The 14,753-nt window shown below is 31.9% G+C and carries 10 protein-coding genes and 1 pseudogene; 8 read left to right on the top strand and 3 right to left on the bottom strand.

Annotation, left to right across the window (positions count from 1 at the left end):
- Positions 1–259, top strand: a pseudogene (locus ACEW8E_RS05925) (photosystem II D2 protein (photosystem q(a) protein)); the annotation flags it as partial.
- Positions 243–1,619, top strand: coding sequence for a photosystem II reaction center protein CP43 (psbC, locus tag ACEW8E_RS05920; protein ID WP_373479412.1), 1,377 nt, complete (start codon positions 243–245; stop codon positions 1,617–1,619). The pseudogene ACEW8E_RS05925 and the gene psbC, both read left to right, overlap by 17 nt.
- 63 nt (positions 1,620–1,682) lie before the next feature.
- Here the strand turns inward: psbC and ACEW8E_RS05915 are convergent, their stop codons facing one another.
- Positions 1,683–3,062, bottom strand: coding sequence for an MFS transporter (locus ACEW8E_RS05915; protein ID WP_373479411.1), 1,380 nt, complete (start codon positions 3,060–3,062; stop codon positions 1,683–1,685).
- Between the two features lie 27 nt (positions 3,063–3,089).
- A complete protein-coding gene (locus tag ACEW8E_RS05910; RefSeq protein WP_373479410.1) occupies positions 3,090–4,718 on the bottom strand; it encodes an MFS transporter in 1,629 nt (542 codons plus the stop codon).
- A 432-nt stretch (positions 4,719–5,150) separates the two neighbouring features.
- Here ACEW8E_RS05910 and ACEW8E_RS05905 point away from each other — a divergent pair, with 432 nt between their 5' ends.
- Together ACEW8E_RS05905 and polA are read left to right on the top strand one after the other, a co-directional pair.
- Positions 5,151–6,242 carry an AbrB family transcriptional regulator gene (locus tag ACEW8E_RS05905; protein WP_373479409.1) on the top strand — a complete coding sequence of 364 codons (1,092 nt, stop codon included), beginning with the start codon at positions 5,151–5,153 and terminating at the stop codon, positions 6,240–6,242.
- 334 nt (positions 6,243–6,576) lie between these two features.
- Complete coding sequence (gene polA, locus ACEW8E_RS05900) at positions 6,577–9,408, top strand: DNA polymerase I (protein ID WP_373479408.1); 2,832 nt, start codon at positions 6,577–6,579, stop codon at positions 9,406–9,408.
- A 93-nt stretch (positions 9,409–9,501) separates the two neighbouring features.
- Here the strand turns inward: polA and ACEW8E_RS05895 are convergent, their stop codons facing one another.
- Positions 9,502–9,723 (bottom strand): hypothetical protein, encoded by a 222-nt coding sequence (locus ACEW8E_RS05895; protein ID WP_373479407.1) that lies wholly within the window; start codon positions 9,721–9,723, stop codon positions 9,502–9,504.
- A 175-nt stretch (positions 9,724–9,898) separates the two neighbouring features.
- On the opposite strand from ACEW8E_RS05895, the gene ACEW8E_RS05890 reads away from it, so the two are divergent.
- From ACEW8E_RS05890 to ACEW8E_RS05875, 4 genes are all read left to right on the top strand, one after another.
- A complete protein-coding gene (locus ACEW8E_RS05890) occupies positions 9,899–11,644 on the top strand; it encodes a diflavin flavoprotein (RefSeq protein ID WP_373479406.1) in 1,746 nt (581 codons plus the stop codon).
- Positions 11,645–11,951: 307 nt separating this feature from the next.
- Entirely contained in the window at positions 11,952–12,341 is a 390-nt protein-coding gene (locus ACEW8E_RS05885; RefSeq protein ID WP_373479405.1) for a hypothetical protein, read from the top strand.
- 60 nt (positions 12,342–12,401) lie between these two features.
- The gene (gene dnaG / locus ACEW8E_RS05880; protein ID WP_373479404.1) at positions 12,402–14,321 is read left to right on the top strand and encodes a DNA primase; all 1,920 of its coding nucleotides are present in this window, start codon (positions 12,402–12,404) and stop codon (positions 14,319–14,321) included.
- A 182-nt stretch (positions 14,322–14,503) separates the two neighbouring features.
- A complete protein-coding gene (locus ACEW8E_RS05875; protein ID WP_373479403.1) occupies positions 14,504–14,746 on the top strand; it encodes a hypothetical protein in 243 nt (80 codons plus the stop codon).
- The last annotated feature ends 7 nt before the right edge of the window (positions 14,747–14,753 follow it).

Below are 14,753 nucleotides of genomic sequence, written 5' to 3'. Positions count from 1 at the left end.
ACATTTCTTCATGTTATTTGTACCTGTAACTGGTTTGTGGATGAGTTCTATTGGTATCGTTGGTTTAGCTTTTAACCTCCGTGCTTACGATTTCGTATCACAAGAGTTAAGAGCGGCAGAAGATCCTGAATTTGAAACTTTTTATACCAAAAACATCCTATTAAACGAAGGGTTGCGCGCATGGATGGCGCCTCAAGATCAACCCCATGAAAAATTTGTATTCCCTGAGGAGGTACTTCCACGTGGTAACGCTCTCTAATTCTATTGGCGGTCGTGACCTAGAGTCAACTGGATTTGCTTGGTGGTCTGGTAATGCTAGACTAATCAACTTATCAGGTAAACTATTAGGTGCTCACGTTGCGCACGCAGGTTTGATCGTGTTCTGGGCAGGAGCAATGACTATATTTGAAACTGCTCACTTCATACCTGAAAAGCCCATGTATGAACAAGGCTTCATCCTTTTACCTCACATTGCAACTTTAGGTTGGGGTGTTGGTGCAGGTGGTGAAGTAACAGATACTTTTCCTTTCTTTGTAGTAGGTGTTTTACACATCATCTCTTCTGCCGTTCTTGGATTGGGTGGACTTTATCATGCTTTGCGTGGCCCTGAAGTTTTAGAAGAATATTCTAGTTTCTTTGGCTATGACTGGAAAGATAAAAACCAAATGACTAATATTATTGGTTATCACTTAATCCTTTTAGGAATTGGTGCTTTATTGCTCGTATTTAAAGCCATGTTTTTTGGTGGTGTTTACGATACTTGGGCTCCGGGTGGTGGTGATGTTCGTGTCATTACTAACCCAACTTTAAACCCTGCCATTATCTTTGGTTATTTAATCAAAGCTCCCTTTGGTGGTGAAGGCTGGATCGTTAGTGTCAACAATATGGAAGACATTATCGGCGGTCATATTTGGGTTGGTTTAACCTGTATTTTCGGTGGTATTTGGCACATCTTAACCAAACCTTTCGCTTGGGCTCGTCGAGCTTTAATTTGGTCTGGTGAAGCATATCTTTCTTATAGTTTAGGTGCTTTATCCTTAATGGGATTCATTGCTTCTACTATGGTTTGGTACAATAACACTGCATACCCTAGTGAATTTTATGGTCCTACTGGTGCGGAAGCATCTCAAGCTCAAGCCTTAACTTATTTAATCCGTGACCAACGCTTAGGTGCGAACGTAGGTACTGCTCAAGGGCCTACTGGTTTAGGTAAATACTTAATGCGTTCTCCTACTGGTGAAATCATCTTCGGTGGTGAAACCATGCGTTTTTGGGATTTCAGAGGTCCTTGGTTAGAGCCTCTCCGTGGTCCTAATGGTTTAGATTTAGATAAAGTCAGAAACGATATTCAACCTTGGCAAGTACGTCGTGCTGCTGAATACATGACTCATGCTCCTTTAGGTTCTTTAAACTCTGTAGGTGGCGTTATCACTGACGTAAACTCTTTTAACTATGTATCACCTCGTGCATGGTTAGCAACTTCTCACTTCACTTTAGGTTTCTTCTTCTTAGTCGGTCATTTATGGCACGCTGGAAGAGCTCGTGCTGCTGCTGGTGGTTTCGAGAAAGGAATTGATCGTGAAACTGAGCCAACTTTATCAATGCCTGATTTAGACTAATATTTTAGCTTCTTTGGTTATGTATTGATAAATAATAAGCCTCTGCCTTAATTGGTGGGGGCTTTATTTTGTTTCTATCCTTAATGAATAAGTCACAATTGCTCCTAATAAACAACAAAAAGCGAGAATATATAATAGGTTAGAAACTCCTAAATCATCTTTGATTATCGGTAACAAAAATGTTCCTAAAACCGCACCTAATTTAGCAACTGCTGCCGCAAAACCAGCACCACTAGCACGAATAGAAGAGGGGAAAACTTCTCCTGAAAGTAAAAAAGTAGTAGAATTAGGACCAGCATTCATCAATAAATTATAGATAAAAAAACCACTTAAAACTAAAATAAAATTAGGATGTTGATTAATGTTTGGATCGCCAGAAATTGCTAATAATGATAAACCCAAAGCCATTCCGATAAAACCAGTAATTTGTAAAGAAATTCTCCCGACTTTATCTACTAATAAAACAGCGATAATAAATCCGATAATTAAGAATATATCAACTATAGCCGAACCCTGAGCAGATTGTATTTGACGGGGAATAAAATTATCTTCATTATTAAAGGCTAAAAGAGCGATAATTGTAGGAGTAAAAATACCAATACCATAGGTAGCAATATCTTGTAAAAACCAAGGAAAAGATGCAAATAAAGTATTTTTTAAATATTGTTTTGAAAATAAAGAACCATAATTAAGAGTATTTATAGAAGATTTTTGTTCACTTTCTGAAGTAATAATTATATCCGATTCTAACAGTTCTCTAGCGGCTAATTCAGCATTTTTATAATCTTCTTTAGCAATATAATAAACTGGACTTTCTAATAAAAATTGTAACCGTAAAAAGCCCACAAAAATAGCTAAAATCAAGCCAATTCCTAACATTAAACGCCAACTATATTGAGTAACAATAAAATCAGAATTCGGGAAAGCATTTGTTAAACCACTAATTACCGCAATACCTGTTAAAGCACCCAATAAAGCACCAAATCCTTGAAAAGCAAATGCACCGATGACCATTTTTCCTCGTAATCGAGAAGGAACATTTTCGGTGATATATGCCACGCTGATGGGATAATCTGCACCGATGGCAACACCCACTAAAAAGCGGAAAAAAATTAATGATGTGACATTCCAAGCTAAAGCAGTTCCAGCACTAGAAATTACAAAAAGAATTATATCAACTAATAACATCTTCTGTCGTCCGATTTTATCCGTAATTGCACCTAAAGTTAATGAACCTATCAAAGAACCTACAATAGCAGCTACAGCGATCGCACCGATTTGAGGAGAAGTTAAATTAAAATCTTTTTCCAAGAAAGGTAAAGCGATACCAATAATAAAAAAATCGAAACCATCAAGGGCAATTAATCCTGCGGATAATATCCATAATAAACCCATAGAGCGAGTTAATTTTGAGTTGTCTAATTGATTTTGAAAATTACTCATTTTTAAATTAATACTAAATTTTAATCCCTAATTATTGTGTTTTCTTTCATCTAATTTTAAACGAATTTCAGCGTAATATTCTCTAGTAATCGGATAGAAATAAGCTAGAATTATTCCAGCAAATAAAATAACCGCAGGTAAAGGTGCAACAACCAGACGAATTGCCCATAATGCACTTTCTGGTTGAATGGGAATAGCCTCTCCTTCTATGGGTTTTATAAATCCAGAAGCCTCTAAAGCAATACCTACTAAAAATAAACCAAATGCTAAACCAAATTTTTGTAATAACACCATAAATCCATAAAAAAGTCCTTCTCGTCTTTCCCCAGTATTTAATTCATCTAAATCGATAACATCTGGAATCATTGACCAAGGAATTAAATAAGCAACAGAAACACCACATCCAGCTAACATTGCTAAAGCATAGAGTAAAAAAGTTTGTCCAGGTTGTACTAAAAATAAACCAATTTGAGCTATAATCCAAATAGTTGAACCAAGAAAATAAACAATTTTTTTATCTAGTTTATTACTAATTTTTTGCCACACAAATAACATTATTAATGCTGTACCTTGCACGGCGATCGCAACTCTAGGAAACTGAGCATCAGGTAATCCCATCCAATTAACTACAAAGTAAAGAAGAATAGAAGCCGTTAATTGTACTGCTAACCATGAACATAAATAAATACCTACTACATAAAGAAAAGGTTTATTCTGAAAAACAATTTTTAACTGTTCAAAAAAAGGAATAGTAGATGAAGAATTATCGTCAGGATTTATAGTTAATTCTTGTAATAAATGAGGTTCAGTTTTAGCAATAATTAAACTTATTGAAATGATAGAAATAAATAAAGCAACTAATAGATACATTGCGGCGGAAAAAGTATCTTCTCCTGAAGTTGAGTTTACTAAATTTATTAAACCAAATATAACTAAAATCGTAGCAATAGTAATTAAAATATAGGCGGTATTTTTTCGTTGTTTATAGTTTAATAAAGGTTGATAACCTCTCTCTTTAACAATTAAAGGACACCAGAATAATGGTAAAGTAGAAAAGATGGTAGATATTATGCCTAAAACTAAATATTTTTCTTGATTATTTCCTTGATAAACTTGAAAAATTGCTCCAGCTAAAATTAAAGATAAAATACTTGCACCAATGGAAAAACTAAAGCGAAAACTATTTAAGCTAGTACGTTCATTATAATTCTGAGTTAACTCTGGTGTTAAGGCTTGATAAGGTAAATTTACGGCTGTATAAAAAAGATTAAAAACGATGCCAATAATGAGATAATAAATAAATAAAAGAGTATTATTTAAAGAAGAATTATCACTAAAATTAGGTACAATCCACTGTAAAAAAAACGTGACTCCAAAAGGTATCGCCGCTATGATTATCCAAGGAATTCGCCTTCCCCATTTAGTTTGAGTGCGATCGCTAAAAACCCCTATAAGAGGATCATTAATGGCATCAGCAATTTTACCTACAAATAAAATACTACCAGCAACTGCAGGGCTTAAACCAGCAACATTAGTAAAAAAAGGCATGAGGAAGAATACTAAGATATTAGCAGTTAAAGCAGGGCCAATATCTCCAGCACCAAAAGCCAGTTTTGTGGTTAAATTCAGTTTTTCAGAAAGTTGATTTGATGACATAGAAAAATTTTATCTAATTGGTAATGTTTTAATTTATTATTTAAAAATATAGAATTAACTATAGCAATCCTAGGGCGTGTCATCAATTAAGCCAGATTACCATTAAAGCTAAATAAATACCTCCTAGAAAATTTTTTTCTTTTATCGCCCTATATTGTTTTTATCTGACAAAAAGTTCTCAATTAGATGTCTTGTCTGATATAAATGTTTATGATATTGTCGCTGGTGTTTTTTATTCTTTTTCAGAATTATAACTATTGCTTTACTTTCTTTTTCTAGTTTTCTAATTACTTACTCATCAGCATGATAACCTTAATTCTCTAATAAAGTAGCTCTTTTGACATGATAAGATAGATCCTAATGAAGATCCACTTTATCTAGTATTTCTGTTTATGCCTAGTGAGTATTACATTCTCCATTGTTAATTATTCGATGAATTTTTCTCATTTTAGTTACCGATATTTTCTGCACATTACTATTCTTTTCCTCTTCACTATTACCCTTACTTTTATTGGCGATGGCCTAAATTTTCCTCTCCCTTGGCTTTTAATTCCCGTATTGGTAGGTATAGCATGGACTTTGATTAATCAAAAACATCAATGTTTACCAAAATCTTTCAGCTTAATAGGACAAGCTATACTAGCCATTCTTACCGCAAGTCGTTTCTCTTTTGACACTTTTACCACCGCACAAAGTTATTTTTTTCCGTTACTAATGTGTATCGTAGTTACTGCTAGTTTTAGCGTCTTAAATGGTTATTTAATCTACAAATTCGCCGATATTGACTTATCTAGTAGCTTTTTAGGCTCAATTCCGGGAGCTGGGGCAAGTTTCGTTGCCATGAGTGAAGATATGGGAGGAGACACCATGGCTGTAGCGGTTCTACAATATTCAAGAATTTTAATTGTCTCGGTCATTGTACCAATTATTGCCCATTTTTATAAAACACCAACTCCATTAATTCCCGTTAATATTGCGACTCAAAGTCTTAACTTATTACCATCTCTACCCCTGCCTATAAATTTAATTATCATCAGTTTATGTGCTTATATTGGTATTCAAATCGGAAAAATTATTAAATTACCATCAAACTTGTTTTTAGCACCTTTCTTGAGCTGTTTACTACTATTTTGTTTTTTTCCTTATGAAATTACTCTACCCACATCAATTTTTCAAGGGGGCTTACTTTTATTAGGATTATCCATCGGCGTTAAATTTGAAATTCAAGCCTTACAAAAATTACTAAAAGCTGTATTATTACAAATAGTCTTAGTCTTAATTTTGATTGCGGTTTGTTTCTTTTGTGGTTATGGTTTTCATTTAATTACTCAAGTAGATACATTGACAGCTTTTTTAGGTTCAACACCAGGGGGATTAAGTTCTGTAATGGCTACGGTAATTCAGTTAGAGGGCAATTTCAGCTTTGTTTTAGCAATGCAAATGACAAGGATGTTATTAATTTTAATGTTAAGTCCTTTTTTTGCGACATCATTACTGAAAAAGGAAGAAAATCAGCATATTTAAAACCCTAAAAAAGTGAAACCTGCCATGGATGTTTAGGCAGGGTATTTAGGATTTATTGAATTTAGATTCAAGAATTTATTTGACTTACTAATTGTTGACAAATAACCAAAATGGAATGGTTAAGATTGAATAGAGCAAGGCGGTACAGACTCTAATCTTGACTTTGAGAAGAGGTGTTTTTTGCCCCTTTTGTACCTATATCAACAATATAAATTATCTTTTTTATTTTGCCTACTAAAAATTTAATTTCGTAATATTTGTTAATTTTAGTTAATAATTAGTAATAATCTAAGAAAAAATTGTTAAATATTAATTGTACATTGTTACTGATTAAATGAATTATTCTCAAAATCCTTTATTTTTAATTGTTGATGGACATTCTTTGGCTTATCGTGCATATTATGCTTTAGGTAAGGCTAAAAAAGGCCCTTTACGCACATCGAAAGGTATTCCCACCAGTGTTTGTTTTGGTTTTCTCAATTCTTTATTACAAATTATTACGGATTATCAACCTCAATTAATTGCCATTGCTTTTGATTTAAAACAGCCAACTTTTCGTCATGATGCTGATAGTAATTATAAATCTGACAGACAGGAAACTCCTTCGGATTTTATCGAAGATGTCTATAATTTACAGGAATTACTTACGAGTTTAAATATTAAAATTGTTACCGCTATAGGATATGAAGCGGATGATGTTATCGGCACGTTAGCAACTCAAGCAGTTACAGAAAATTATCAAGTTAAGATTTTGAGTGGAGATAGAGATTTATTTCAACTTGTTAATGATGAGCAACAAGTCACAGTTTTATATTTAGAAAGAAGTTTAGGTAAATATGAAATTTATGATGAGGAAGCAGTATTTACAAAAATGAAAGTAAAACCTCATCAAATTGTTGATTATAAAGCCTTATGTGGAGATAAATCTGACTGTATTCCGGGTGTTTTGGGTATTGGGGAAAAAATAGCTAGTAATTTGTTTGCTGAATATGATAGTTTAACGGATATTTATAATAACTTAGATAAAATAAAAGGGGGGATTCAAAATAAGTTAATTAAAGGAAAACAAGAGGCTTTACATTCTCAATATTTAGCTCAAATTATTACAGATATTGGCTTAAATATATCTTTAGAAGATTTTAAATTAACAGGTTTTAATAATCAAAAAGTTATTCCTTTATTAGAAAACTTAGAATTACATAGTTTTGTTAAACAACTGAATAAAATTCAAGAAAAGTTAGGCGGAAACTTATTAACTATACCTATAGAAAATAATGAAAATAATGATCAACAGTTATCTTTATTTTCTGCCATTATCAATAATAATAAAATCACTCCTTTTATTGTAGATACTATAACTAAATTAGAGGAATTTATTAAGATTATTAAACAAGTAAAAATAACTGCTTGGGATACAGAAACAGATTCTTTAAATACTCAACAAGCTAATTTAATTGGTATTGGTTGTGCTTGGGGAAAAAATAGAGATAATGTTGCTTATATTCCTATAAAACATTCTCAAGGAAAACAACTAAGTTTAGAAGAAATTAAACTAAAGTTACAACCAATATTAGAAAATTCAGGGTATCCAAAAACTTTACAAAATGCTAAATTTGATCGTCTAGTTTTATTAACTCATGGTATTAATCTTCAAGGAGTTGTATTTGATACAATGTTGGCTAGTTATGTTTTACAACCAGAAGAAAGTCATAAGTTAAGCAGTTTATGTTATCAATATTCTACTAATTTTATTGCTCAAGATTATGACGATTTAAACTTAGATAAAAAAGAAAGTATCGATGATTTAACCATAGAAAAAGTCGCCGAATATTGTGGTTTAGATGTTTTAGCAACTTTCGAGTTAACAAAAATTTTAAGCAAAAAGTTAGGGGAAATTCCCGCTTTAAAATCAGTATTTGAATTAGAATTAAAACTAGAGCCTATTTTAGCAAAAATGCAAGAAAAAGGGGTAATAATTGATCAAGAATATTTACAACAATTAGCCAAAGAAATTGATAATGAATTGATTAATATTGAAAAAAGTGTTTATGAAGAGGTAGGGGAATTTAATCTGGCTTCTCCTAAACAATTAAGTGAGTTATTATTTGAGGAATTAGGATTAGACAAAAGAAAATCTACTAAGACAAAAACTGGTTATTCGACTAATCAAAATATTTTAGAAAAACTTAAAGGAGATCATCCCATAATTGAATCTATTTTACAACATCGAACGTTAGCAAAATTAAAGTCAACTTATGTAGATTCTTTACCAACTTTAATTAATCCTAAAACTAATAGAATTCATACTAATTATAATCAAACTGTCACCGCAACTGGGAGGCTTTCTTCCTCTAATCCTAACTTACAAAATATACCTATTCGCACGGCATTTTCTCGACAAATTCGTAAAGGTTTTATTCCTCAAAAAAATTGGCAATTTTTAGCCGCAGATTATTCTCAAATAGAGTTAAGAATCTTAGCACATTTAAGTCAAGAGCCTATTTTAATTTCTGCTTATCAAAATCATCAAGATATTCATACTGTCACCGCTCAATTATTATTAAATAAACAAGACGTTACCGCCGAAGAAAGAAATTTAGGTAAGACTATTAATTTCGGTATAATTTACGGTATGGGAGCACAAAAATTTGCTAGAGAAAGTAACCTAAGTGTGGCAGAAGCTCAAAAATTTATTAGTATTTATCGAGAAAAATATGCTCAGGTTTTTAATTATTTAGAAACCATGAAAAAAGAAGCCTTAGTTAATACTTATGTCACCACAATTTTAGGTAGAAGACGTTATTTTAATTTTAATGATCATAATTTAGATAAACTTAAAGGTGAGGATATTAATAGTATTGATTTATCTAGTTTAAAATTTAATAATTATACTTCACAGTTATTAAGAGCGGCTGCTAATGCACCAATTCAAGGCTCAAGTGCAGATATTATTAAATTAGCAATGATAAAAGTAGATGAAATTTTAACTAATTATCAAGGTAAATTATTAATGCAAGTGCATGATGAATTAGTGTTTGAATTACCCTTAGAAGAAATTGCTGAATTAAGCAGTAAAATTAAAGAAATAATGGAAAATATTATCACATTAAAAGTACCTTTAATTGTTGACATTCACTCAGGTAATAACTGGATGGAAGCAAAATAATATAATTTTACTTAAGTATTAAAAAATTGCTATTTTTTCACATTAAAACCCAGAGTATTTTATTTACTCAAAAAAATGTAGGCAAGCGCTATTTTAAAGCATTTTAAATCTGGTTTTTTGATGAATATTATAATTATAAAACAAATTATAAACTATTAACCTTCCTTTCTCTCCCCCAGAATTGGGGGCAGGGGGGCGATTTTCTCCATAGAAGGCAGAGGGGATTTTCTCCATAGAAGGTAGGAGGGCAATTTTCTCACTAGAAGGTAGAGGGGATTCGGTATAACGAGAAAAAATTGAAAGATATATTAACATTAAATTCTCTCGCCATAGAAATGCCTTTATCTGAAATTTACGAAAGTGTTTTGTCTTAGTCTTAGTTTCAAAAATCTATCTTTAATAATTGATAATTACTTAATCTTTAATGATGCAAAAATTTTGATAAGTTAGATACAACGCCAAAAATTAACTAAAAAACGAGGCATAATTTATGAATCAACCTAAAGATGTACAAATTGGCAGTATTGGTTTAAATACAAGAGTTTTTCGCTCTCGTACATGGGATCGCTTAAAATTTGAGGTAGAATATGGTTTAAGTAGAGGTACTACGGCTAATTCTTTTATTATTGAAGGTGATAAAATAGCTTTAATTGATCCTCCGGGGGAATCTTTTACTGATATTTTCCTTAGTGCATTAGATCAAAGAATTCCTTTAAATAAAATTGATTATGTTATTTTAGGTCATGTTAATCCTAATCGTTGTACTACTATAAATAGTTTATTAAAAAAAGCTCCAAATATAACTTTTATTACCTCTAATACTGGGGCAAAATCTTTACAAACAATCTTTAATAATACTTATTTTGAAACAATTACAACAAATAGTTTAAATATTATTTCAGTCAAAAATGACTATGAATTAGATTTAGGAAAAGGACATATTTTAGAATTAATTACAACACCTAATCCTCGTTATCCTGATCAACTTTTAACCTTTGATAATAATAGTAAAATTTTCTATACTGATAAGTTATTTTCTGCCCATGTTTGTGGTGATCAAATATTAGATGAAGGTTGGAAAATTTATCAAGAAGATAGACGTTATTATTTTGATTGCGTTATTGCACCCTATGGCACACAAATTGTTAAAGCTATAGAAAAAATCCAACCAAAAAATGCTCATATTTATGCTACTTCCCATGGCCCTTTGGTAAGATATGGTTTAACAGAATTAACGGGTTTATATAGTCAATGGTTAGAAACGGTGGCAAATCAAAGCCTCAATGTTGCCTTAATTTACGCCTCAGCTTACGGTAATACCGCTATTTTAGCTAATGCCATCGCTCGTGGTATAACGAAAGCAGGAGTTAGGATAGAATCTATTAACGCTGAATTTGCCAAGAGTGAAGAAATTAAAACAGCAATTCAACAATGTGATGGCTTTATATTCGGATCACCGACATTAGGAGGACACGCCCCCACTCAAATTCAAAGTGCTTTGGGAATCGCTTTAGCCAACGCCGATAGTAACAAATTAGCTGGAGTTTTCGGTTCATTTGGTTGGAGTGGAGAAGCCATAGATCTGTTAGAATCTAAATTCAAAGATGGTGGTTATCGCTTCGGTTTTGATACCATCAGAGTTAAATTTAAGCCCACTGAGGAGATATTAAAGACTTGTGAGGAAGCAGGTACAGATTTTGCTCAAGCCTTGAAAAAACGTAAAAAAGCCCTTAAACCAAAAGAATCTGCGGATAATTCTTTAAGCGCTCGCACAGAACAAGCATTAGGTCGTATTGTAGGTTCTCTATGTATTGTCACCACTAAACGACATGATTTAAAAGGCGCAATGGTGGCTTCTTGGGTTTCTCAAGCAACCTTTAATCCTCCCGGTTTTACTGTGGCAGTGGCGAAAGAAAGAGCCATTGAATCTTTGTTACCTATAGGTAGTCAATTTGTCTTAAATATCCTCGAAGAAGGTAAACACATCGAATTAATGAAACATTTTCTTAAACCTTTTGCCCCGGGGGAAGATCGTTTTGCTAATATTGAATCTCAATCTTCTGAAAATGGTTGCCCTATTTTATCCTCTGCTTTGGCTTATATTGAATGTGAAGTCAGTAAACGTCTTGAATGTGGTGATCATTGGGTAATTTATGCGATCGCCAAAAATGGGAAACTATTATCAGATAATGGGATAACCGCCGTACATTATCGTAAATCAGGCACTCATTATTAATCGAGAGGGAAAAATAAATACTTTTATACTGTCATAGAAAACAGTGAATAAATTATGAATAATAAATAGATAAAAGATAATGTTCGCTTTTGTAACAAATAAAAGAATGGGGAACTTTACCCAGATTTATGATTAAAGAAAGAGGTGTTTAACCCTTATCGTCAGAATTAGATATTGGAGATAATAAAAGAAAATTGAAGATTATTACGATAAAAATGATTTAAGATTGGCAAAACTTGTTAATTTGTTATCGATATTCCGTATTAATCCTCAATTTGTCATTATTTTTGAGTAGGAATAAATCAAAATGGAATATGTCTATTTTCTCTCTAATGCTAGTGTTACTTTGAGGATTGTAAATTATTTTGAAACAATGCCATTTCTTTCTTCTGCTTCGTTGACGGTTATTCATCAAATTAATGGTTGGATAGTAAGAATAAGAATACCTTTCTTTTTGTCATGTCAAGAAGATGCTAACGTTAAAGCCTTTTTATCAGAATTAGGCACAAAATTTAATGTTCACATGAAGCTACAAATGGTATTTTGGAATTTAGATATGGGTGAATCAGTGATAAATGTAATGAGAAATTATCAAGTAGTTATTGTTTCTTACGGAAAACCTAATTTTAATCGCATTCAGAATTTTCGAGAAGAATTTAGTCGTGGTTTAGGATACCAGCCTGAAACTTTAGCTTAATTTTGTGTTGATTTATCGTCATAATAAAACTAAGTTAACTTTTTAAATCTTTTTATTATCGTGAGAAATATTAGTCTTCATCCAGATACTATCGCCGAAATTAAAGATAAGGTTGAATTAGTTGATGTAGTCTCCGACTATGTGGTATTGCAAAAAAAAGGTCAGGATTTATTAGGGTTATGTCCTTTCCACGATGAAAAAACCCCTAGCTTTAGCGTAAGTCCAAGCAAACAACTTTACTATTGCTTTGGTTGCGGTGCAGGGGGTGGGGCAATCAAATTTTTAATGGAAATAAACAAACAATCCTTTAAAGACGTGGTATTAGATTTAGCTTCACGCTATCAAGTACCCATCAAAACCTTAGCCGAGGAAGATCAACAAAAAATCCAAAAACAAATTTCAACGGGGGAACAACTCTATGAAATTTTAGCCGTTGCCACCAGCTTTTATCAACACAGCCTAGCTCAAGAAGAAGGTACTAACGCCCTAAAATACCTCAAAGACCAGCGCAACCTATCCTCTGACAATATAGAAAAATTTAAACTTGGTTATGCCCCTGATGGGTGGGATACCCTATATCATTACTTAGTAGAAGTCAAACATTATCCCGTCACCCTAGTTGAACAAACAGGATTAATCAGAAAAAGAACCAAAGGAGAGGGCTATATTGATTATTTCCGTAATCGCTTAATGATACCCATCCAAGATGCTAATGGTAAAATTATCGCTTTTGGTGCTAGAAGTTTAGATGGGAATGAACCCAAATACTTAAATTCCCCCGATACCCCCTTATTCTCCAAAAGTCAAACTTTGTATGGCTTAAATTTTGCCAAAAAAACTATTGCTCAAGAAGATAAAGTTATCGTAGTTGAAGGTTACTTTGATGCGATCGCCCTTCACGAGAATGGGGTAAGTAATGCAGTAGCGGTGTTGGGAACGGCATTGACGCAGAAACATATAAAATTATTATCTCGCTATAGTGAATCAAAAACAATAATAGTAAACTTTGATGCAGACATAGCGGGGGTAAAAGCCACAGAAAGAGTAATAAAAGAAGTAGAAAGTTTAGTATATAGTGGACAAATAAATCTAAAAGTTTTAACGATTCCTAATGGGAAAGATGCCGATGAATTTCTTAAATCATCCCCAGATTCCATAACCAAATATAGAGAGTTAATAAAAAATTCACCCCTGTGGTTAGACTGGGAAATTGAACAAATCATCAATAATAGAAACTTACAAAATAGTAGTGATTATAATTTAGCTTTTCAATCAATTTTAAAATTACTAACTAAAATCAGTAACGAGTCAACCAAAGACTTTTATCTAACACGGTGTGCTGAAACTCTAAGTACTAAAAGAAGTCAGTACTCAGGGCTAAATTCTCAAGAGTTTAAATCTATTCGTCAGAATTTACAATTTTCCCTTAAAAAAAATTATCATAATCCATATAATAATAAAAAATCTTCTAAAGTTGATGGTAAATCATCCCAAAATAAAGAAGTAGAAAAAGCTGAATTTTTGTTATTATTAATTTATCTTCATTGTCCTGATTATCGAGAAATTATTGTTAATGAGTTAGATGATAAAGATTTAGTTTTTAGTATTAAATATTATCGTTTTCTATGGCAAGAAATTAATTTAGTATTAGAGAATTTAACGGAAAATAACACTCATAATAATTTGTTAATAACGGTACAAGAAAATATAGTTAGTCATCCTGATTTAGCGGAAAAATTAACTAATATCTTTCATCTTAGTGAAAATGATGAACAAATTTTATTTCAACCAGCAGATTATATTCAAAGACAAATTGCCCTTTTACAGACAATTAAACTAGAAAAATATAATCAATATTGTCAACAACAAATGTCACAATTAAATCAAGAAAAAGACTTGATAAAAATGACTTATTACTATGAAGAATTTAAAGCAACAGAGGCAAAATTATACGAACTTAATCCCCAAAGAATACAGTAATAATTAAGTAGGTAAAATTAATTGTATATTTACTGTATCAAAGGCAATAGTTAAGAGTTTGAGACTATTTTTTTAGATCAAACTCAGATGATTTAAGTTAGTTTATGATAGCCTTTTTACTTACAGAAAATCTTTTAATGTAGAATTAGACTTAGGAGTAATGATTATATAAAAATTCTAACATGAGTACAGTAACAGATAACGATTTAAGAGAGTTAAAAGATTTAATTAACTCCAAATTTGAGCAAGTCAATGACAAGTTAAACGACTTAAAAGTAGAGGTAGCCATATTAAAAGAAGGGCAAAACGGTATAAATAAGACACTAGATAATTTAAACTTTATTGCTAGAACTGTAATTGGCGGAGTTGTTCTAGCGTTACTAGCTGGTTTAGGAAAAATACTTTATCCTAATCTTCTCAATTAACTTATTC

Source organism: Geminocystis sp. (assembly GCF_041753295.1).
Classification (GTDB): Bacteria; Cyanobacteriota; Cyanobacteriia; order Cyanobacteriales; family Cyanobacteriaceae; genus Geminocystis.
Note: the sequence above shows the minus strand (reverse complement) of the source record. Positions and strands in the feature narration are given on the sequence as shown.

What these genes read in the sequence shown, in the direction of transcription:
- ACEW8E_RS05915 (WP_373479411.1), bottom strand. Translation starts at nt 3,062, where the DNA reads ATGAGTAATTTTCAAAATCAATTAGACAACTCAAAATTAACTCGCTCT.
- ACEW8E_RS05910 (WP_373479410.1), bottom strand. Translation starts at nt 4,718, where the DNA reads ATGTCATCAAATCAACTTTCTGAAAAACTGAATTTAACCACAAAACTG.
- ACEW8E_RS05905 (WP_373479409.1), top strand. Translation starts at nt 5,151, where the DNA reads ATGAATTTTTCTCATTTTAGTTACCGATATTTTCTGCACATTACTATT.
- polA (WP_373479408.1), top strand. Translation starts at nt 6,577, where the DNA reads ATGAATTATTCTCAAAATCCTTTATTTTTAATTGTTGATGGACATTCT.
- ACEW8E_RS05895 (WP_373479407.1), bottom strand. Translation starts at nt 9,723, where the DNA reads ATGTTAATATATCTTTCAATTTTTTCTCGTTATACCGAATCCCCTCTA.
- ACEW8E_RS05890 (WP_373479406.1), top strand. Translation starts at nt 9,899, where the DNA reads ATGAATCAACCTAAAGATGTACAAATTGGCAGTATTGGTTTAAATACA.
- ACEW8E_RS05885 (WP_373479405.1), top strand. Translation starts at nt 11,952, where the DNA reads ATGGAATATGTCTATTTTCTCTCTAATGCTAGTGTTACTTTGAGGATT.
- ACEW8E_RS05875 (WP_373479403.1), top strand. Translation starts at nt 14,504, where the DNA reads ATGAGTACAGTAACAGATAACGATTTAAGAGAGTTAAAAGATTTAATT.